The organism is Paenibacillus sp. FSL R7-0128 (assembly GCF_038002245.1).
Lineage (GTDB): Bacteria > Bacillota > Bacilli > Paenibacillales > Paenibacillaceae > Paenibacillus_AQ > Paenibacillus_AQ silagei.
In genome coordinates this window covers 7496285-7515840 of sequence record NZ_JBBOCD010000001.1, presented here as the reverse complement: position 1 = coordinate 7515840, position 19556 = coordinate 7496285, and the positions used below count along the sequence as shown (strand labels likewise).

Annotated in this window: 17 protein-coding genes; 6 read left to right on the top strand and 11 right to left on the bottom strand. The window is 55.0% G+C overall.

Annotated elements, in window-relative coordinates; genetic code table 11:
* Positions 1–123: 123 nt before the first annotated feature.
* The 6 genes from NST26_RS32190 to NST26_RS32165 form a co-directional block, all read right to left on the bottom strand.
* Complete coding sequence (locus NST26_RS32190; RefSeq protein ID WP_340980702.1) at positions 124–1515, bottom strand: sensor histidine kinase; 1392 nt, start codon at positions 1513–1515, stop codon at positions 124–126.
* Positions 1512–2174 carry a response regulator transcription factor gene (locus NST26_RS32185; protein ID WP_340980701.1) on the bottom strand — a complete coding sequence of 221 codons (663 nt, stop codon included), beginning with the start codon at positions 2172–2174 and terminating at the stop codon, positions 1512–1514. Before NST26_RS32185 ends, NST26_RS32190 begins: the two co-directional genes overlap by 4 nt.
* A 33-nt stretch (positions 2175–2207) precedes the next feature.
* The gene (locus tag NST26_RS32180; protein ID WP_339312118.1) at positions 2208–2966 is read right to left on the bottom strand and encodes a lantibiotic immunity ABC transporter MutG family permease subunit; all 759 of its coding nucleotides are present in this window, start codon (positions 2964–2966) and stop codon (positions 2208–2210) included.
* Position 2967: 1 nt separating this feature from the next.
* Positions 2968–3696 (bottom strand): lantibiotic immunity ABC transporter MutE/EpiE family permease subunit, encoded by a 729-nt coding sequence (locus tag NST26_RS32175; RefSeq protein ID WP_339312117.1) that lies wholly within the window; start codon positions 3694–3696, stop codon positions 2968–2970.
* Entirely contained in the window at positions 3689–4405 is a 717-nt protein-coding gene (locus tag NST26_RS32170) for a lantibiotic protection ABC transporter ATP-binding protein (RefSeq protein WP_340957187.1), read from the bottom strand. The genes NST26_RS32175 and NST26_RS32170 overlap by 8 nt, the downstream gene beginning before the upstream one ends.
* A 132-nt stretch (positions 4406–4537) precedes the next feature.
* A complete protein-coding gene (locus NST26_RS32165) occupies positions 4538–4795 on the bottom strand; it encodes a GlsB/YeaQ/YmgE family stress response membrane protein (RefSeq protein ID WP_036722871.1) in 258 nt (85 codons plus the stop codon).
* Between the two features lie 276 nt (positions 4796–5071).
* On the opposite strand from NST26_RS32165, the gene NST26_RS32160 reads away from it, so the two are divergent.
* The 3 genes from NST26_RS32160 to NST26_RS32150 all read left to right on the top strand — a co-directional run bounded on the left by NST26_RS32160 (position 5072) and on the right by NST26_RS32150 (position 8009).
* A complete protein-coding gene (locus NST26_RS32160; protein ID WP_209868849.1) occupies positions 5072–5770 on the top strand; it encodes a response regulator transcription factor in 699 nt (232 codons plus the stop codon).
* A gap of 23 nt (positions 5771–5793) precedes the next feature.
* Positions 5794–7167 (top strand): sensor histidine kinase, encoded by a 1374-nt coding sequence (locus tag NST26_RS32155; RefSeq protein WP_340980698.1) that lies wholly within the window; start codon positions 5794–5796, stop codon positions 7165–7167.
* A gap of 116 nt (positions 7168–7283) precedes the next feature.
* Positions 7284–8009 (top strand): hypothetical protein, encoded by a 726-nt coding sequence (locus NST26_RS32150; RefSeq protein WP_340980697.1) that lies wholly within the window; start codon positions 7284–7286, stop codon positions 8007–8009.
* Between the two features lie 114 nt (positions 8010–8123).
* Here NST26_RS32150 and NST26_RS32145 read toward each other — a convergent pair whose 3' ends face one another.
* Positions 8124–9224 carry a GntR family transcriptional regulator gene (locus NST26_RS32145; RefSeq protein WP_340957195.1) on the bottom strand — a complete coding sequence of 367 codons (1101 nt, stop codon included), beginning with the start codon at positions 9222–9224 and terminating at the stop codon, positions 8124–8126.
* A 281-nt stretch (positions 9225–9505) separates the two neighbouring features.
* Here NST26_RS32145 and NST26_RS32140 point away from each other — a divergent pair, with 281 nt between their 5' ends.
* The 3 genes from NST26_RS32140 to araA are packed head-to-tail and all read left to right on the top strand — an operon-like array spanning position 9506 to position 13281.
* A complete protein-coding gene (locus tag NST26_RS32140; RefSeq protein WP_339252318.1) occupies positions 9506–11119 on the top strand; it encodes a xylulokinase in 1614 nt (537 codons plus the stop codon).
* A gap of 3 nt (positions 11120–11122) precedes the next feature.
* Positions 11123–11818, top strand: a complete 696-nt coding sequence (locus NST26_RS32135; RefSeq protein ID WP_339252316.1) for an L-ribulose-5-phosphate 4-epimerase — start codon at positions 11123–11125, stop codon at positions 11816–11818.
* A 38-nt stretch (positions 11819–11856) separates the two neighbouring features.
* Entirely contained in the window at positions 11857–13281 is a 1425-nt protein-coding gene (gene araA / locus NST26_RS32130; RefSeq protein WP_339252314.1) for an L-arabinose isomerase, read from the top strand.
* Positions 13282–13413: 132 nt separating this feature from the next.
* Here araA and NST26_RS32125 read toward each other — a convergent pair whose 3' ends face one another.
* The 4 genes from NST26_RS32125 to NST26_RS32110 form a co-directional block, all read right to left on the bottom strand.
* The gene (locus tag NST26_RS32125) at positions 13414–15039 is read right to left on the bottom strand and encodes a helix-turn-helix domain-containing protein (RefSeq protein ID WP_339252312.1); all 1626 of its coding nucleotides are present in this window, start codon (positions 15037–15039) and stop codon (positions 13414–13416) included.
* 6 nt (positions 15040–15045) lie between these two features.
* Complete coding sequence (locus tag NST26_RS32120; RefSeq protein WP_339252310.1) at positions 15046–16782, bottom strand: sensor histidine kinase; 1737 nt, start codon at positions 16780–16782, stop codon at positions 15046–15048.
* Between the two features lie 188 nt (positions 16783–16970).
* A complete protein-coding gene (locus NST26_RS32115; RefSeq protein WP_339252308.1) occupies positions 16971–18566 on the bottom strand; it encodes an ABC transporter substrate-binding protein in 1596 nt (531 codons plus the stop codon).
* A gap of 70 nt (positions 18567–18636) precedes the next feature.
* Positions 18637–19551, bottom strand: coding sequence for a carbohydrate ABC transporter permease (locus NST26_RS32110; protein WP_036722857.1), 915 nt, complete (start codon positions 19549–19551; stop codon positions 18637–18639).
* Positions 19552–19556: the final 5 nt, after the last annotated feature.

The following is a 19556-nucleotide window of genomic DNA, read 5'->3' as shown; positions in this document are numbered from 1 at the left end:
CTCCTTTGAGCAGAAGATTAGCGGTACCTCTTCATTCTACTACGGATAGAGAAGGAACGTAACAGTGAATTGAGTGGATTTGTCTATTAAAATAATCACAAAAACCGCTTGAGATGAAGATTTCTATGAAGTCGCAGACGGGGTAATCAGACGCTCCGGATTGGCAATGCGCATCGTGACTTTGGCGCCGCCGGAGACGGAGTCGTTGCTGAGGCTCAGCGTGCCTCCGTGCTGCTCGGCCACAGAGCGTGCAATATAGAGCCCCATTCCGTGATGATTCCCGGAGCTGCGGCTCGGGTCGCCCCGGTAGAACTGGCTGGTGGCCTCCCGGAGGTCGGCCGCCGAGAAGCCGCTGCCGGTGTCGGTAACCGTGAACTGAACCGCATCCGGCCCGCTCTGGACAAGCAGGGCAATGCTGCCCCCGGGCGGGGTATGCTCGGCGGCATTGGTAATCACGTTCATCATGCCCCGCAGCAGCAGCTCCTTGTGAATGAACAGGTATTCCGGCAGCTTCTCCTGCCGGATAGAGGTCTTCAGGTTCCTGCCTGCCTTGAGGGCATTCATCTGCAGCTCCAGCTCAGCTATGATCTCTGCTGCCGGGACCAGCACCTTCTGGCGGGAGGAGCCGGCCTGCTGGTTGGACAGATCAATGACTTCCTGCACGAAGGCTTCAATGTCTTCAGCGCTGCGGCGGATATAGCCGCTGTATTCACGCTGCGGCTCCGTCTCTACAATCTCCTGCAGCAGCTCGGCGTTGCCCCGGATAATGGTCAGTGGCGTCTTGATGTCGTGGGCCAGCGCGGAGATCTGCTCTCTGCGGGAGCGCTCCAGCTCCCACTGCTTCTCCAGTGAAGTCTGCAGGGCATCCTTCATCCGGTCCAGCGAGCCCAGTACCTCATCAATCTCCACAATGCCGCTGGGATGGACGGCGAACTCCAGATTCTCGCGCCGGATGTTCTCGGTCGCTTCCTGCAGTCCGGCCATCCGCTCCGAGAGCTTCCGGCCGAACCGGGCCGCGAGCAGGGCGGCCATCACCAGGAATCCGAGCACGAAGAGCAAGGGGCCCAGGAGCTGGGGATTCGGCAGCGCGCTGCGCAGCACTGGAGAAGCATACTGCGGTGTCAGGACATAGCGGAAGATCCATAGCTCCTGCCCATGCTCGGCGGTGGTATAGTAGTAGGCGCTTCTGTTGTTCCCCTCCCGGATTATTCTCCAGGCTTGCTCCGCCTCCTTAGCTGTCAGGTTGCCGGCCAGCGGCTTCCCGTCCAAGGTGAATACGGTGTAATTCAGCCGGTCTGGGACCCGGGGAACCGTATCTGTTACATCAGCAGCTAACTGCTGCTTGAACTGGGCAATTGCCTTCTCCTCATAGTTGGCAGGCAGCAGCGCCCCCCGGGCGAACGCCAGCGCGAATACACCGAGCAGTCCTCCCAGCAGCAGAATGGTGCCCAGACTAAGCAGCAGCAGGTATTTTAGGAAAAAAGTGCGCAGTCGCACGGCTTTACGTTGTTTCACAGCTTCCACTTGTATCCGATCCCCCAGATGGTTTCTATGGCCTCCAGCCCGTGCCGGGCCAGCTTAGCGCGGATATTCTTGATATGCTCGGTAATCGCACTGCTGTCACTGTCCCCGTCCATCCCGAAGACCCCTTCATAGATATGGTCCTTGGAGAAGACCTGTCCGCGGTGGCGGGCCAGGAATTCGCAGATTTCATATTCGCTTTTGGTCAGCGGGACCTTATTCTCGCGTATATACAGCTCCTTACCGGAGAGGTTCAGGCGCACGGGGTCCAGGTACAGCATATTGCGCCGCTCCCGGCCTTCCCGCCGGAGATGGGCCTGAATCCGCGCGCGCAGCGCGCCGATGCCGAAGGGCTTCGTAATATAGTCATCCGCCCCCAGTCCGAGTCCGTACATCAGGTCACTTTCCAACGTCTTTGCCGTCAAAAAAAGAATGGGACAATCCACCGCAGTGCGGATCTCCCGGCAGAGCGTGAAGCCATCCACTCCCGGCATCATCACATCCAGCAGAATCAAATCATATGCCCCCAGATCGGTGCTGTGCACCTCCGCCGGATTGGAAATGGTGGTCACCAGATGCTGGTCTGTGCTCAACGCGTTATGAATCAGGGAGAGGATAGCGGGTTCGTCGTCTACCACAAGTATTTTGGCCATAGTCATTGTTTCCTTCATTTGCAGATTAGGAGGCTAGTTATCCGCAGAGCGGCCCTCCCATTTGTTGAACCATAACATACTGAGAAGGCCAGCGGCTATTGTTGCTCCTGTACAGATGGATATGCCGGTGGCCAGTCCCGTTTCAGCCCGGGGCAGCCGGAGTCCCGAATGCTGAATCTCCAGCAGGGAGAGGAAACGTCCACCCCAGGCGAAGGGGATATACGGCCACAGGATATCGCCAAGACCAGTCAGCATCAGGGCGGCGAGCAGGCTCCCCGTGATTCCTATGCCGATGGAGACGCCCCGGCCGAACCGCAGGCTGACAGCGAAGTGAACCAGATAGAGCAGGATATTGCTTGCGAACAGGATCACGGCCCCGGTCAGATAAAAGACTATGCCGTGCCGGTCCTGCCCCAGCATTCCGGCAAAGCCCAGGCTGAACAGGACGAAAATCAGCAGGACAGCCCCCAGGCTGAAGCCCAGCAGGAGCAGCAGCTTGCTTGCATAGGTGGTGCTTCTTGCCGCAGGCAAGGCCAGCATTCCCTGGAATTCTCCGGCGGCAGCCTCCTGCTCCGCTGCCATCGCACATAGCAGCCCGATGAGGGTAGGAAACGCACAGGCGACCGCCTGCATGAACGCCATCACCTTAACCCCTTCGCTGGCAGAGGAAATGGAGTAGTAAGCTATGAATAGGGCAGCCCCGATCAGCGGAGTCAGCAGATGGGTCAGGAGAAACGGGGTGCGCCGTGTTTTGAGCAGATCAGCTCTGAGCAGACCCGGCAATGTACTCATGCTACTTCGCCTCCTGTTTACGGAACCATAAGGTGGTCAGCAGGAACAGAAGGGCGAACCATCCGAGGGAGACCAGCGTACCGGGAAGAATCATATCTGTGCTGCGCAGCGGGCTGTCCGCCGGGACCGGCAGGCCGTTCGGCAGGATGGACAGCACCGGACACATGAGCCTTGCGGTAATTGTATAAGGAATGTAATCCCATAAGCCGCCCTTGTCGAATTGAACTACACCTAGAATAGTACCGAACAGGTTCAGCAGGATGGCTGCGAATAATCCGAGCCGGGCAGCCAGGAACAGGCACAGCGGAATCTGCCACAGGAAGGTGAGGAAGATCAGCGCGCTGCCTGCCAGACTGCTTGGCAGTGTAATCATCTGTCCGAACAGCAAGCCACCGGCTGTAACGCCGGTCAGGAACACGGCTAGAGTAGTGAGCAGCCAACCGGTGCAGGCAAGGATTTTGCTGGTCCAGAGCGTACCCGGTGTAAAGGGCAGGGCCAGCAGGCTGCGGTATTTCAGCTTGGCATCCTTGAGCAGCGCCAGCGAACAGGCCAGGCTCAGCGCACCGGGCAGGAACAGGGTGTACCACCAGTTGTAGGAGCCGCTCTGGAACAGGCTGCCGCCCATGAGCACCGCACACAGCAGAAGCGCAACCGCCGGGGCAAGCCAAGTCAGCTTGGGAATGAAGGTCCGCCGCCATTTCAGGCGTTCGGCCTGTATGACATTAAGCATGAACCGCACCGTCCCTCCGGTGGGCCGCAGCAACCTGCATGAACAGCGCCTCCAGGTCCTGATCCGGGGAGATCGCCCCCTGATAGCCGAGTACGCCGCCCGCGATGATGCCAATATGGTCGGCTGTCTGTTCCACCTCGGAGAGCAGGTGGCTGGACAGGATGACGGTGATTCCCTGCTCCGGGAAGGAGCGGATCAGCTCCCGCAGCTCCTGAATCCCGATCGGGTCCAGCCCGTTCGTCGGCTCGTCCAGAATCAGCAGCTCCGGCTGGTTGAGGAGCGCAATGGCGATGCCGAGCCGCTGCTTCATCCCCATGGAGAATTGTCCGGCCCGCTTCTTCCCGGTTGCGGTCAGATCGACAACGGCAAGCACCTCTTCGATACGCGACTGCGGCAGTCCGAGGGCCAGCGTGCGTACCTTCAGATTCTCCCGGGCGGTCAGATTATCGTACAGCGGAGGTGCTTCAATTAATACGCCGATCCGGCTTAAGTCCTTCCGGGTCCATTCCTGGCCCTGGAAGCGGATTGTCCCGGAATCGGGCCGCAGCATGCCGGTAATCATTTTGAGCAGGGTCGATTTGCCTGCACCGTTCGGACCGAGCAGCCCGTAGACCGAATTACGTGCAACAGTTAACGATACGTTGTTGACGGCTGTCTGGCGTTTGAAGCTTTTACATAGATCCTGTATTTCCAGAATATGTTCCTGCATAGTATATCATCCTTTCTCTCCCTCTACTCTAAGGGCAGATTCTAAGGATTCTGTAAGGATGACATGGCAGAGCCCCTGCCTGGTTGAACAGGAGGGGCTCTGTGTTGACTTTGCAGCAGCCGGCGGGAAGGATTAACGACGCCGGAAGGCGCCGCCGCGGGCCAGGGCAAAGAAGATCAATAGCGCAACGATGGAGCCGATAATGGCTGGAACAATGTGGAAGCCACCTACTACAGGGCCTCTTGGACCAAGCAGCTCGGAGCCCAGCCAGGAACCGATGAACCCGGCGATTACATTGCCCAGGACGCCTCCCGGAACATCACGCCCGATTAGATTGCCGCTTAGCCAGCCGATGAGTCCCCCTACGATGATTACCCAGAGCAGATACATTGATTTGTCCCCTTTCTAGTTGGTTTATTCAAGGTATGTTGGAAAATGCGATAGGTGAACCGCCTGCCGAAGGTTTATTTTTGGAAAGGATATAGCTAGCGGTCCGGCAACAGCAAAGGCTCCGGGTACACCAGGGTGCGCGGACCGAATGTAGGCGAAAAACCGAATACAATTTGCTGGCGACGGTTTCACGGGCAATGATAACAGGTGATCTGCGCTGCGGGGAGATTAACGTCCTTTGCCGGTGTTAATATTAAGTATAGGAGGAGGGATCGGATGAACAAAATTCTCGTAATCGATGATGAAGCTGCCCTTAGAGATCTGATCGAGCTTGTGCTCCGCAGAGAGAATTATGAGGTGCGGACAGCGGAGAACGGGAGTGCGGGACTAGAGGCCTTGGATGCTTTTCAGCCGGACCTGGTGGTACTGGATCTGATGCTGCCCGATTGCTCGGGCTATGACCTGTGTAAGGAGATCACCAAGCGGCAGGCCGTTCCCGTCATTATGCTGTCGGCCAAGAATGAGATTATCGATAAGGTGCTGGGGCTTGAGCTGGGGGCAGAGGATTACATGACCAAGCCGTTCGATAACCGGGAGCTGCTGGCGCGGATCAAGGTGGTGCTCCGGAGAGCCCAGAACAGCGGTCTGCCCGCAGAAGCTGAAGATACCCGGATCACTCATGAGGAGCTGACCTTCGATCTGGAGACCCGGGTGGTGCAGAAAGGCGGCGTTCCGGTGGCTCTGACAGCCAAGGAATTCCGGATTCTGGAGACCCTGCTGAAGCGCCCGGACAAAATCTATACCCGGGATGAGCTGCTGGAGATTGTCTGGGGCTATGACTTCATGGGCGACAGCCGCAGCGTGGATATGACGATCATGCGCTTAAGAAAGAAGCTGGAGGATGATGCCGAGAATCCGAAATATATCCGCACCGTCTACGGCTTCGGTTATCAGCTGGGAGGTGGCTCCGCCTGAAATACGCGACCCGGCTGGTGCTAATGTATTTGCTGTTCTCGGTGCTGTCCTTTGCCGTTATCATTATTTCGGTTAATAAGGCGATTGACTATTTCAGCTTCGTAACCATAGAGAAGCAAATGATGGAGAAGGCGGATCTTGGCGAGATGTCCTTCAGGGAGGTGCTCTCCAGGCACGAACAAGAGGTGGATGCCGGGCAGATGGAGGCGGTGGCGAGAAGCGCGCTGGAGACGTTAAAAGCCTCCGTCAAGGAAGTGCGCATCTACGACAGCAGCCAGAAGCTGCTGGGACTCGCCGTTGACGGGATTGTGATCAATAACAAGACCCCCGTCATTTTCCCCGGGAATATCCAGAATGCCCTTAAGGGCAATTATGCGTATACGGTCTCCGAGGATCATCTGCTCTACTTCGCGGTTCCGATCCAAGACAAGTATTATCAGAATAGCTATGTGTACGAGTTCGTGGAGGATGTCTCTTATTTCTATACGATGATGGACCAGATCCGCTATATCCTGTTCGCCGGTGCAGGGGGATTCATTATTCTGATTACGCTCTCCAGTCTGTTCATTGCCCGGAATACGACGAAGCCAATTAAATATCTGCTGGGTGCTACGGAGAGCTTCTCCAAGCAGCAGTTCCGCGAGGTTCACCTGAATCGGAAGGATGAGCTGGGCATGCTGGCTGCGGGCCTGAACCGGATGGGTATTCAGCTCAGCGACTATATCCAGTATCAGAAGCAGTTTGTCTCGAACGTATCCCATGAGCTGAAAACGCCGCTTGCTGCGATCAAGGGGTTCTCTCAATATTTGTACGAAGGTGAGGACGAGGATGAGGAGCTGCAGCGGATCTACTTCCATCTGGTGAATGAATCGGACCGCCTGACCCGGCTGGTCAATGAGCTGCTCATGCTGTCGCGCTTCGATAAGGCAGGGCAGGATGGAATCGATGCCGAGAAGACGGACCTGGCACAGCTGGCCGCAGGGGGAGCCGCTGGATTGAGGGCCAAGGCGGACAGTAAGGGGATAGAGCTTACGATCCGGCAGGGGCCGCCGGCCTTCGTCAATGTCAATCAGGTGCTGATGTCCCATGCCATCGCGAATGTGCTGGACAACGCGATCAAATACTCCGGTCCCGGTACCCGGGTAAGCATTGAAACTTTGGTCCGGGAGCAGGAAGCTGTCGTCCGGATCAGCGATCAGGGCATTGGAATCAGCGCGGATGAGCTTACCCGTGTGCAGGAGCGGTTCTACCGGGCAAGCAATGCAGGCGGGGCAGGCGGAACGGGGCTGGGGCTGTCCATATGTAAGGAGATCGCTGAGAAGTTCGGCGGGCACCTGGATATTGAGAGTCAGCTCGGCGCGGGAACCACGGTCTCCATCCGTCTGCCGCTCCTGTAAACAGGCGTTACAAGACTGATACAACTCTGTTATTACACTAATAAATGCTTTTCGTATACTAACCTCATACCAAACAAACAACGCGTCCATCGCGTACATTCATGGAGGGATTACTTATGGGAACATTTAAAAAACCGGCAGCGCTGCTGCTGTCCGCAGTATTGTTAATGACACTTCTGGCCGGGTGCCAGTCTGATTCAGCCGCTCCGGCGGCAACTCCTTCGGCAGAGCCTACCACTGAAGCGGTGGCCACAGCGGCACCGGAAGCAACCCCTGCGGCGACTGAAGCTGCTACGGCCGAGCCAACCCCTGCGGCTTCAGCGGGCAGCTCGGAGGCAATCAAGGAGGGAACCATTGAGAAGGAAGGGAATGTGGTTCTGAAGGAGCTGGCTTTTGTCTATAAGGACCAGACTATTGCCCTCTCTGACATTGTGGATGATGCTAAGCTGGAGAGTATGCTTGGCAAGGCAACGGCGAAGAAATCGCACACTTATTCCTTGGATGACGGTAAAAATATGGATACCCTGATCGGCAGAACAGAGAACACGTATACCTTCCCGGGCCTTGAGATTAAGACCATTGATTCGGGTGACGGCAAGCAGTTCTACATCTTCAACATGAAGATCACTGATCCGAAGTACACTACAGTCCGTAATATCAAGGTCGGAGACAGCCTGGATACGCTCAAAAAAGCCTATCCCGAAGGCACGCTGACCGGAGACGGTGCACCTGAGGAAGAGGATGACTTCCGGTTCGCCCCAAGCAACTATGTGGATTATATGCTGTTCCACGTCAAGGGCGCTAAGATTGAAAGCATAAGCATCTCTACTCTGCTGGACTAAATCAGTCCCCTGAATCAGCAGAATACTGAACAGCCCTGCCGCTTCACGGCCTGTAACGGTCATGAAGCGGTCAGGGCTGTTTGTCTTTTGTCTGCACATTCCCGGGCGGACTTCCTATTCCACTGGAGCCGGCTCCAGCACCCGCACCGTCTCCCCCTCTACCAGCTCGGGCAGATAGTAGTTGCTGCTCTTCAGGTCTTTTTTACCCTGAAGCTTCTTAATGACCCATTCGGCGGCGTCACGGCCCATTCTCTCCTGCGGGTGGGTCAGCGTCGTCAGCTTGATCCCTGCATTCTTGGCGATATAGGAATTGTCCTGCCCGATAATCGACAGCTCTCCAGGAATTGAGATCCCCAGTTCGCGGCACATCTTGACCACTTCCAGGCCCACTTCATCGTTATAGCAGACGATAGCGGTCAGCACCTCTCTGTTATCTGTCAGGAATTGCTCCAGATTGGCCGACAGCGCCTGCTTCGATTCGGTATCGAAGGAGAGGACCTGCTCCGGGTGGAAGCGAAGCTTGGCCTCGCCGAGTGCCTTGATATAGCCCTTCATGCGGTATTTGCCCTGGAGATCGTCCATTTTGGCGATAATCCCGATCTGGGTATGGCCCTTCGCAATCAGCTCCCGGGTCGCCAGATAACTCGACTGTACGTCATCCAGGCAGAAGAACGGCACCTCCAGCTCCTCATAATAAGCGTTAATCATGATGAACGGGACGTCCTGCTCCTTGAACGACAAGTAGTAAGCGATGTTCGGATTGTAGAGGTTGCTCTTGGTTGGCTCAATGATCAGCCCGTCTACCCCGTAGGACAGCATCATCTCCAGCGCTTTTTTCTCCTGGGCGACATCGTTATTGGTGCTGGCGAGCAGCAGCGAATAGTTGTCTTCATTCAGCCTGCCTTCAATGCCCCGGATAATGGACGGGAAAATATAATCGGAGAGGTAAGTGGTTATTACGCCGATGGTCCGCTTGCCCGCGCCATTCCCGGATTTGGACCGGAACTGGTGGCTGACATAGGTGCCCGAGCCCTTTTCGCTGCGCAGAAACCCCTCATTGGATAGCTCCAGAATGGCCTTCCGCACGGTCTGGCGGCTGACGCCGTACATCTCCTGCAGCGCCGACTCCGTAGGAATTTGCTCGCCTACACTGTAGGTGCCGGACAGGATGTTGCTTTTGAGTTCATCGAATATGATCTGGTACTTGGTTCGCACATGGGTCACTTCTTTCATAGTTGTTCTTATTTGGAGTGGATAAATTATTGTAGTTGTACGTACATATTATAGCTTGAATATAAGCTTAATATCCTCCGGTGTCTACCATATATCATGATTTGCGTAAAATACGGGTGATTTTCCGGTAAATTTGTAGGTATATCTTATATCTATTATTGACAAATGTACGAACAAAAAATATACTAAACCTGTTCATAAAGGAAGCGCATTCTTTAAATTCGTAAGTAACACAGTTTGGTTCAGAGAGGAGTAACGTGGGCATGGATCAGAACATCAAGCAAGCGATACTTAAGGGAGAGACATCACTGGGTATCGAATTTGGGTCCACACGTATCAAAGCCGTCCTGATTGATCAGCGATTCGAGGCGGTTGCATCCGGAAGCTACGAGTGGGAGAACCTGCTGGAAGGCGGGTACTGGACGTATCCCCTCACCGATATCATCAAGGGGCTGCAAGCGGCTTACCGCGAGATGAAGCAGGAGGTTGCACAGAAATACGGGGTTACGCTTACTACTGTCGGTTCGATCGGATTCTCAGCAATGATGCACGGATATATGGCCTTTGACAGCGCGGGCGAGCTGCTGGTTCCGTTCCGGACCTGGCGTAATGCTACAACCGGTGCGGCGGCCAAGGAATTAACAGAGCTGTTCCAGTTCAATATTCCGGAGCGCTGGACCATTGCCCACCTGTATCAGGCGATTCTGAACGGGGAAGAGCATGTTCCGCAGGCAACGTTCGTAACGACGCTGGGCGGATACATCCATTGGCTGCTGACCGGCAGCAAGGCGATCGGGATTGGCGATGCCTCCGGGGTCTTCCCTATAGATGAAGCTTCACAGGATTACCACCCGGCCATGGTCAGCCAGTTCGATGAGCTGATTGCCGCTAAGAATTACCCTTGGAGGCTGAGTGATCTCCTGCCCAAGGTCTACGCAGCAGGCGAGCAGGCTGGTGTGTTAACGGAAGCCGGAGCGAGACTGCTGGATGAGTCCGGGGACCTGCTGGCAGGCATTCCGCTCTGTCCTCCAGAGGGCGATGCCGGAACAGGAATGGTCGCTACGAACAGTGTGCGCAAACGGACCGGTAATATCTCTGTAGGCACCTCCGTGTTCGCCATGATCGTGCTGGAGAAGGACCTTACAGCGGTATACCCTGAGATTGACATGGTGACTACCCCCGATGGCAGTCCGGTAGGGATGGTGCATGCCAACAACTGCTCCAGCGATATCAATGCCTGGGTCGGCTTGTTCCGGGAATTCTCGGAGGCGATGGGCTTCAAGGCTGATCCGGCCCAGCTCTTCAGTGTTCTGTTCAATAAAGCGTTGGAGGCGGACGCTGATGGCGGCGGACTGCTAAGCTACGGCTATTTCTCGGGTGAGAACATCACCGGGCTGGAGAAGGGACGGCCGCTGTTTGTCCGCTCGCCTGAGAGCCGATTCACGCTGGGCAACTTTATGCGGACGCATTTGTTCTCCGCTTTTGGCGCGCTGAAGATCGGGATGGATATTCTGACCTTGAAGGAGCAGGTGTCCATCGACAGCATTCTGGCGCACGGCGGCTTGTTCAAGACGCCTGTTGTCGGACAGAGAATCGTGGCTGCTGCGATGAATGTTCCGGTCTCTGTGATGGCAACAGCCGGAGAAGGCGGCGCGTGGGGCATGGCGATTCTGGCTTCTTATATGAAGAACAGAGCGCAGCAGGAGCGTCTGGATGATTTCCTCGACCAGAAGGTCTTCAAGGATATCGAAGGCGAGACCATTCATCCGGTTGCGGCGGATGTGAAGGGCTTTGAATTGTTCATGGAACGCTACACGGCGGGTCTGGCGATTGAGCAGGCCGCTGTAGATCATCTCGTAGAGAACGGGGGGAATTAACACATGCTGGAGCAACTGAAGGAAGAGGTGTACGCGGCCAATCTGGAGCTGCCTAAGCACGGGCTGGTCAAATACACCTGGGGCAATGTGAGCGCGGTGGACCGGGCGAGCAGTCTGTTCGTCATCAAGCCGAGCGGAGTCAGCTATGACAAGATGAAGCCGAGCGATATGGTCGTTGTGGACTTCGATGGCAATGTGGTGGAGGGAGAGATGCGGCCTTCCTCGGATACAGCGACCCACGCTGTACTCTACAAGCACTATGCCGAAATTGGCGGCATCGTGCATACGCATTCCACGTGGGCAACCATCTGGGCTCAGGCCGGACTGGATGTTCCGGTTATGGGCACGACGCATGCAGACACCTTCTATGGTTCTGTACCGTGTACACGGTTCCTGACCCAGGAAGAGATTGACCGCGGTTATGAAGCAGAGACTGGGCATGTGATCATTGAGACTTTTGAACAGCGGGGGCTGGATGTGATGGCGATTCCCGGCGTTCTGCTGAAGGGGCATGCGCCGTTCACATGGGGCAAGGATGCCCACGCTGCTGTCATGAACAGTGTGGTACTGGAGGAAGTGTCCAAGATGAACCACTTCGCCCGCCAGCTGAATACGTTCGCCGAGGAGCTGCCGCAGCGGATTCTGGACAAGCATTATCTGCGCAAGCACGGCAAGGATGCGTATTACGGACAGAAGTAACGACTTTTACCAAACTAATAGAGAAGAGGATGAATGATATGTCAACAGTAAGCGACAAGCAATTCTGGTTCGTCGTAGGATCTCAGCACCTGTATGGAGATGAAGCGCTGGGTGAGGTGAAGGCACATGCCCAGGAAATGACTGATGCGCTCAACAACAGCGGGGTGCTTCCTTATCCGCTGGTATTGCAGGATCTGGCCGTTAGCGCAGACAAAATCACCTCCATCATGAAAGAAGTGAACTATCGTGATGAGGTTGCCGGTGTAATCACCTGGATGCACACCTTCTCCCCGGCCAAAATGTGGATTCGCGGCACGAAGCTGCTGCAGAAGCCGTTGCTTCATCTGGCTACCCAGTACAATGAGAGCATCCCTTGGGCAACGATTGACATGGACTTCATGAACCTGAACCAGGCTGCCCATGGCGACCGTGAGTATGGCTTCATCAATGCCCGCCTGAAGAAGCAGAATAAGGTCGTTGTAGGATACTGGGAACGTCCGGAAGTCCAGAAGCAGATTGCTGAGTGGATGGACGTTGCTGTAGCTTATAACGAAAGCTTCAACATCAAGGTTGCCCGCTTCGGCGACAACATGCGCAACGTCGGCGTTACCGAAGGCGACAAGGTAGAAGCCCAGATCCAGTTCGGCTGGACCGTAGATTACTTCGGCATCGGCGATCTGGTCACTTATGTGAATGAAGTGAAGCAGGAAGAGATCGATGCCCTGTTCGCAGAATATACCAAGCTGTATGCCGTTGATTATGGCACGTACAGCAAGGAAGATTGGGAAGCCAGCGTGAAGGTGCAGGCGAGCTACGAGATTGCCCTTAAGCGCTTCTTGGATGCAGGCGGCTACAATGCCTTCACCTCTAACTTCGAGGACCTGCACGGCATGAAGCAGCTTCCGGGTCTGGCTGTTCAGCGCCTGATGGCCCAAGGCTACGGCTTCGCCGGTGAAGGGGACTGGAAGACTGCGGCCCTGGACCGCCTGATGAAGGTGATGAGCCACAACCTGAACACCGGGTTCATGGAGGATTACACTTACGAAATGGCTGCCGGACAGGAAGCAATTCTCCAGTCCCACATGCTGGAGGTTGATCCGAGCCTGGCCAGCAATCAGCCGAAGATCATCGTATCTCCGCTGGGGATCGGCGACCGTGAAGACCCGGCCCGCCTCGTCTTCGACGGCAAGGCAGGCGAAGGTGTCGTGGTATCGATGGCCGACTTCGGCACCCACTACAAGCTGCTGATCAACGAAGTTACCGCGTTCGAGCCAACCGTTCCGGCTCCGAATCTGCCGGTAGCCCGTGTGCTGTGGCAGGTGAAGCCTAACTTCCAGGACGGAGTCAGAGCCTGGATCGAGAACGGCGGCGGACACCACACCGTTGTATCGCTGAACCTGACGACCGATCAGATCGTTACCTATGCGAAGCTGGTTGGCCTGGAATATGTAATTATTAAGTAATTAGAGTTACTTGTAAAAGTTAACAGCGAGTGCATATAAAAAGAGCGAAGGGGCATATAGCCCTCTCGCTCTTTTTGTTCGGCAGGTATGGTGAGTGCGGCGGCGAGATTCAAAAGCATCTGCCCGCCCCACTCACTTCTTATTCCGCGCACGGTATTGCTGCGGTGTGGCGCCGACGATCCGTTTGAACAGGTTGGAGAAGCTGCCGAGGCTGGTGTATCCGACCTGCTCGGCGATATCGGTGATCTTCAGCTCTGTCTCCTCCAGCAGCTGCTTGGCCTTCTGCAGCCGTTCCTGAATGATCACATCGGAGATTGACAGCCCGGTCTCCTTCTTGAACAGCCGCGACAAGTAGGCCGGGTTCAAGTAGACATAGGCCGCGAGTTCGTCGCGGGTGATCTCTTCGCTCAGACGCGAGCGGATATACTGCCGGATCTTGGTGACCGTGGCCGAGGATACGTTATTGCTGGTCTGCAATAAGTGCATTACGGCTCGCAGGCATTCCAGCGCCCAATGCTGGAGCGAAGCGGACTGCTTCGGATAATTCTCCTTATCCATCAAGGGCTTCAGCTCCGCTGAGGCGTGTGCGGATAAGCCTTTTTTGGCGAGAACGGTGTGTACAATGAACAGGATGCCGTGGATAAGCTGGCGGTGCAGCTCACTTGTCCAGCGGCCGGGCCCGATGCCCGAGAACCACAGCGTCACGCGGCGCTCCAGCTCCTCCAGCTCGCCAAGCTCCAGGAGGGTCGCCCACTCTCCGAAGATATGCATAGGCGCTGCCTGAGGCACCGGCGCAAGCGGCTGATCTCGGCTATATGCCTGATCCTCCGGTCCGAACACCTGACGCGAACGATTCAGGTTGCGTTGTTCCCGCTCCGTGACATTCGTGTAAGCGCTCATGATTCCGGATAGAGGGACACCCGCGCTGATGTAGATCGAGAGGGAGCAATGCAGCAGCCGTCCGCAGGTATCCAGGAAGGTGCGGCCATTCTGCTCCAGCGTATGCCGGACGGCGTTCATATCGCCACGCACGTAGATGACCGCCAGATTATGGCCGACCTGATCCTGCAGCACAGTGCCTTCCAGCCCGCTTAGCAGCAGCTCATCGGCCATGTTGCGCAGTGCATATTCCATAATTGTCTCATCCCGTGCGCTAAGGTTCTCCTTCCACTGCTCCAACCCGAGCAGAGCGAGGAAGTAGCGGTCTCCAGGCTGCAGATCCAGATTGTAGGTGTTCGCCGGAAGGGTGAGCGATTCCAGCACGGGCGCTGCCCGCTGGCTGAGAATATCCTGCCAGAACCGTTCCACCAGCAGGGGGAGCTGATGCTCCCACTGTCTCCGGTACTTCTGGATCAGGGCCTCGAACTGCTGCTGCTCTCTCTGCTTGCTGATCTCGAATAGCGCCTCACGGGAGATTTTCATCAATTCCTCATAGTCTACCGGCTTGAGCAGATAATGGAAGGCTCCGTGGTAAATCGCGCGCTGGGCATACTCGAAATCCGCATGGCAGGTCAGCATAATCGTCAGCGTGCCGGGAGCGGATTGCTTCACCCAGGCCAGCAGCTCCAGGCCGCTTTTGCCCGGCATTTCAATATCGCAGATCAGCAGGTCTACGGGCTGCTGCTCAAGAACAGCAATCGCCTGGTCTACGTTCTCCGCCAGACAGACATCTGACACGCTAAGCGCGCTCCAATCTACCCCCTGCTGAAGGCCGAGCAAGGCGAAGTATTGGTCGTCAACGATTAGAACTCTGTACATTGAACGTCACAGCTCCTTTTGAACGGGTAGTCTGATTTCCACAACCGCGCCTCCGTCTGGAGCATTGTGGAAGGTAAGCCGTGCCCGGTTGTTATAGAACATCAGCATGCGTCTGTATACGTTCCATATCCCCAGATGGCGGTCTGTCGGCTTGCGCTCATATACGCCATGATTGAGCCTGTCGAGCTGAGCCGCGGAGAAGCCCGGCCCGGAATCGCGGATCTGAATGGCAATGCAGGAATCGCCGCTCTCTCCGGCTTCTTCACTGACTGTGATGCCGACCTCGAAGGGCTTCGAATTGTTGATGAAGCCATGCTTGATGGCATTCTCGACGAAGGGCTGGATCAGCAGCGGCGGAATCAGCGTAGACTCCAGCTCCTGCGGAAGCAGCACTTCATAAGACAGCTTGTTCGGATACATAACCATCTGGATCTCGATATAGTTCTGAATATGATTCAGCTCGCTGCGGAGCGGAAGCCAGGCGTCGTTGGTATTCATAATGAAGCGGAAGTGGGAGACCAGATGTCCGATCATCTTTTTGATCAAGGCATATTGCTTCAGCTCTACCAGATGAAAGACGATATTCAAGGAATTCATGAAAAAATGGGGATTGATCTGCGCCTGGAGATGCTTCAGCTCGGCCTGCTGCACCTTCATCTGCTCCTCATACACATCAATCTTGAGATTGCCGATCTGCTCCGCCATCTGGTTGAATTGCATCGTAATGATCTGGAACTCTCTGCTGTTGCCATCCTTCAGCCGGTATTCCAGCTGTCCCTTCCCCAAGATGCGCATCCCGCTGGTCAATTGCTGGATAGGCTTGAACACCAGTCTGCTAAGCAGAGCCAACAGGATAACCATTACGAGGATAATGACGAAGGGAATCACCTTGATGATCTGCTGGAAGATCGGCAGCTCGTCCAGAATGGATTTCTCGTCGAGCAGGAAAAAGACATTCAGATTGGAATATTGGGATGGCTTGTCAATCAGCAGATACGAATTACCGTTACTCAGGCGAATCGAGGCATCAGCACGAGGGTTGGGCTGATTAAGCCGGCTGCGGATGAGCGCAAGATCTTTACTGGCGAACTGGCCCCAGAGTAATTTACCGTCATTGTCGATCATGCCGACCTGTCCGCTGCCCCCGGTAGACTCCAACTGGGTCAGGGGCTGGGCCAGAGAATCGATGCTGACCAGTACCCCCATGAGAAGCCGGCCGCTCTTGTCCGGCAGCACCTTGAATAACACCGGCTCTCCGCCGAGGGTCACGGTCTCCCACTTCAGGGAGGCCTGGAGATTAGGGGTCTTGAGGTGTGAAGACAGCCCCGAGGCAATCATCTCCTTCTCTTGGTAATACTCTTTCTGGCTGCTCAGGAAGAGTTCATCCCGGTCCTGATGGTAGACGAAGACACTGCGGATAATGGTATAGTAGCTGACATCGCTGTACCACTGGTCCATCAGCTTACGGATGGACAGATAATAATTGACGCTGTCGGGACCGCTGTCGGAATAGAGCTCCAGCAGCATGTTTTCATTGGCCGTACGCAGCAGATAATGGCTGGTCTGCTCCAGCAGCTCATCGAGTGTACCTAAGTGCAGGGTCAACGTGTCCGAAGCGGACTTCGCAACCTTCTCCCGGACAATGTTGGTGGAATAGAGATTGGTGTAGGAGAGAAAGAGGAACAGCGGCGTGACCAGCAGCAGGACAAGGGCACTCACTTTGAATCGCAATGATAGTTTCACAGTCTTCCCCCTTATCCTTAGGTACATTTACACGCTGAGCGGCAGGAAAGGGGAAGGACGGCAGCCGTCCTTCCCCTTAGCTTAAAATATAAGAATTTGTATGTTCCACACGACAACTTATCCTTATATTTCTCGCTGAAACGGGTGCCGTCCTTAAAAGGACGGCATCGTCGTTTTCACTTGTTTGTTTAGGATTGTTTGGCCTTCCAGGCATCGTATTGCTTCTGAACCTCGGCGCGGATCTCTTCAATGCCGTTAGCCTTAAGCTTCTTATTGTACTCCGTAAGCACCTTATCTACACCCAGGCTGCCCGTTTCCAGCAGCGGGCGGAATTCCTTGATAATGTTGCTGACCACGGAGACCTGTGTTTTGACAGCGTCGGTATTGAAGTTGAAGCCGAAGGACTTCACCTTATGGGCGCTCTCGTTATAAGCCTTGAATTTCTCCCACTTGTCGGCGCTTTCGCCTTCCCACAGATAGGTTATGGTCTGGTTACCGAACATCCATTCAATGCCCGGCGCCCAGCCGGTATCGGCACGGGTAGCAATGCCGTCAGGCAGCTTGATGAAGTTCTCTTTGCCTTCCACCTTCACATATTGCCGTCCTTCTACACCGAAGTCAATGAGATTGACCAGCACCGGATCGGTATGCAGAAGGTTCAGCAGCATCATGGTCCGCTCGGGATCAATCGAGGTGCGTCCGATGGCCATCATGGAGTTGCTGACGCTGGCTGTACTGATCTCGGGTTCATTCCCCTTCAGCTTCACCAGCTCAATGCCGGTAGCGATGGAATCTTCCTTGTCGGAATCCGGTTTGTCTGAACCGAATTTCATCCAGGTCTTACCGGCCTTGAAAGCGTCTTCAGTACTGGTTTTGGTCGTTGCGGCATCTTTATTGATGTAGCCTTTGCTGAACCAGTCGCCGTAGAGCTTCATCCGGTAGATTGCGGTGTCGGACTCCATGGAGCTGATCACCATCTTATCAGTCTTGGTATCCAGTACGATTCCGGCGGGAGCGCCGGCCACCAGCTCATAACGGAAGTTCTCCTTCATGCTCTCTCTGGTCTTGTCGAAGTAGCCCAGGGTATCGGAGCCGCTGCCGGAGAGCCAGATCGGCGCAATAGCCGGTTCCTTCTCCTTGATCGTCTGCAGCCATGGCTCCAGATCCTCCAGCGTCTCAATCGAGTTCACATCGAAGCCGTATTTATCTACCAGATCCTTGCGGAACATAATGGTATGGCTCTCACCAATTTCCTTATTGGTAGGAATCGCATAGATTTTGCCGTCTACGGTTCCGCCGTCCAGGAAGCGGGGATCAAGGGTCTCCTTGATGCCTTGTCCATATTTGGCTAACAGATCATCCAGCGGGAGGAACGCGCCCTTGGCTACGTTATTGGCGAAGTCGGCCCAGTTGGGGGCGAAGGTCAGATCAACCTGTTCACCGGACTGGTAAGCCAGTGCCATCTTCTCGGCCCAGGAGGACCAAGGGAGTCCCTGGAAGTCAATCTCGGCGTTGATTTTCTCTTTGAGATACTTATTGATCTCATCTACAACTGCCTTGGTATCATTCTGCGGGAAATTCCCGACCGTGTAAACTTTGAGCTTCCGGAACGTTGAGGTATCAGGACTCGTGCTGCCTTCCGTGCCAGCCGTTGTGGCTGCTGCTGTTGATTCTGCCTTGGACGGGGCGGATGCACCTGAATTGCCCCCGCCGCATCCGGTAATGCCCAGTATCACGGCAGTCAGAGCGGCAAGCACCGTGCCTGAGCTTCTTGTTGTTCTCATTTGTATGAACCTCCTCGAATGATAATTAGATCATATATTCTAACCGGCATTTACGCCAGAGCTAGACCGCTTAACCTTTGATTGCCCCTATAGTAAGGCCCTTGGTGAAGTACTTCTGGAAGAACGGATAGATGAACAGAATCGGACCAATCGACAGCACGACCATAGCCATCCGCAGACTTTCGGTCGGAACGGATTCCTGTACCATCAGGGCGACACCGCTGCCGGCAAGCTGGGTTTTGAAGAATTCCGCCTGGCGGATCATCTGAATCATGACGTATTGCAGGGAGAACTTGTCGGTGTCATTAATGAATAGCATGGAGTTGAACCAGTCATTCCAATACATCAGCGTAGTGAACAGACCGATCGTAGCCAGAACAGGCAGGGAGATCGGAAGCACAAGCTGGAAGAATATCCGCCATTCCGAGGCCCCGTCAAGCTTGCCGGATTCAATCATCTCCTCCGGGATCGTCTGCTGGAAGAAGGTACGGGTGATGAAGATATAGAAGGCATTGGACAGGCCGGGCAGGATCAGCGCAACCAGCGAGTCCTTCAGATCGAGATAGTTCACGTACAGCAGATAGAAGGGGACAAGCCCTCCCGAGAACAGCATGGTGATCAGCAGGTAGAAGTTGAATGTTTTTTTAAAGGGAAAATCCTTCCGGTAAAGCGGGTACGCATATAGCGCAATCAGCAGCACGGCCAGAACAGTCCCGATAATGGTAACGGTCAGGCTGACGCCATACGCCTTAACCAGTGTCTCCGAATGCTTGAACAGATATTGGTACGCGGATGCGTCGATATGATCGGGCCAGAATTTGTAACCCTGCAGCGTCAAGGCCTTCTCGTTGGTTAAGGAGATGGCGACAATGAGTAGGATCGGCAGAATACAGGCCAGGCTGAAGGCGATGAAGAACACATTCAGAATAATCTGGGCGGTAGTGGAGCCTTTGGTATAAGGGTTGCTTCGGGATGCAGTAGTCATTAGAA

What these genes read in the sequence shown, in the direction of transcription:
- NST26_RS32165 (WP_036722871.1), bottom strand. Translation starts at nt 4,795, where the DNA reads ATGTATCTGCTCTGGGTAATCATCGTAGGGGGACTCATCGGCTGGCTA.
- NST26_RS32125 (WP_339252312.1), bottom strand. Translation starts at nt 15,039, where the DNA reads ATGTACAGAGTTCTAATCGTTGACGACCAATACTTCGCCTTGCTCGGC.
- NST26_RS32175 (WP_339312117.1), bottom strand. Translation starts at nt 3,696, where the DNA reads ATGCTTAATGTCATACAGGCCGAACGCCTGAAATGGCGGCGGACCTTC.
- NST26_RS32140 (WP_339252318.1), top strand. Translation starts at nt 9,506, where the DNA reads ATGGATCAGAACATCAAGCAAGCGATACTTAAGGGAGAGACATCACTG.
- NST26_RS32170 (WP_340957187.1), bottom strand. Translation starts at nt 4,405, where the DNA reads ATGCAGGAACATATTCTGGAAATACAGGATCTATGTAAAAGCTTCAAA.
- NST26_RS32185 (WP_340980701.1), bottom strand. Translation starts at nt 2,174, where the DNA reads ATGGCCAAAATACTTGTGGTAGACGACGAACCCGCTATCCTCTCCCTG.
- NST26_RS32150 (WP_340980697.1), top strand. Translation starts at nt 7,284, where the DNA reads ATGGGAACATTTAAAAAACCGGCAGCGCTGCTGCTGTCCGCAGTATTG.
- NST26_RS32160 (WP_209868849.1), top strand. Translation starts at nt 5,072, where the DNA reads ATGAACAAAATTCTCGTAATCGATGATGAAGCTGCCCTTAGAGATCTG.
- NST26_RS32110 (WP_036722857.1), bottom strand. Translation starts at nt 19,551, where the DNA reads ATGACTACTGCATCCCGAAGCAACCCTTATACCAAAGGCTCCACTACC.
- NST26_RS32115 (WP_339252308.1), bottom strand. Translation starts at nt 18,566, where the DNA reads ATGAGAACAACAAGAAGCTCAGGCACGGTGCTTGCCGCTCTGACTGCC.
- NST26_RS32155 (WP_340980698.1), top strand. Translation starts at nt 5,794, where the DNA reads ATGTATTTGCTGTTCTCGGTGCTGTCCTTTGCCGTTATCATTATTTCG.
- araA (WP_339252314.1), top strand. Translation starts at nt 11,857, where the DNA reads ATGTCAACAGTAAGCGACAAGCAATTCTGGTTCGTCGTAGGATCTCAG.
- NST26_RS32180 (WP_339312118.1), bottom strand. Translation starts at nt 2,966, where the DNA reads ATGAGTACATTGCCGGGTCTGCTCAGAGCTGATCTGCTCAAAACACGG.
- NST26_RS32135 (WP_339252316.1), top strand. Translation starts at nt 11,123, where the DNA reads ATGCTGGAGCAACTGAAGGAAGAGGTGTACGCGGCCAATCTGGAGCTG.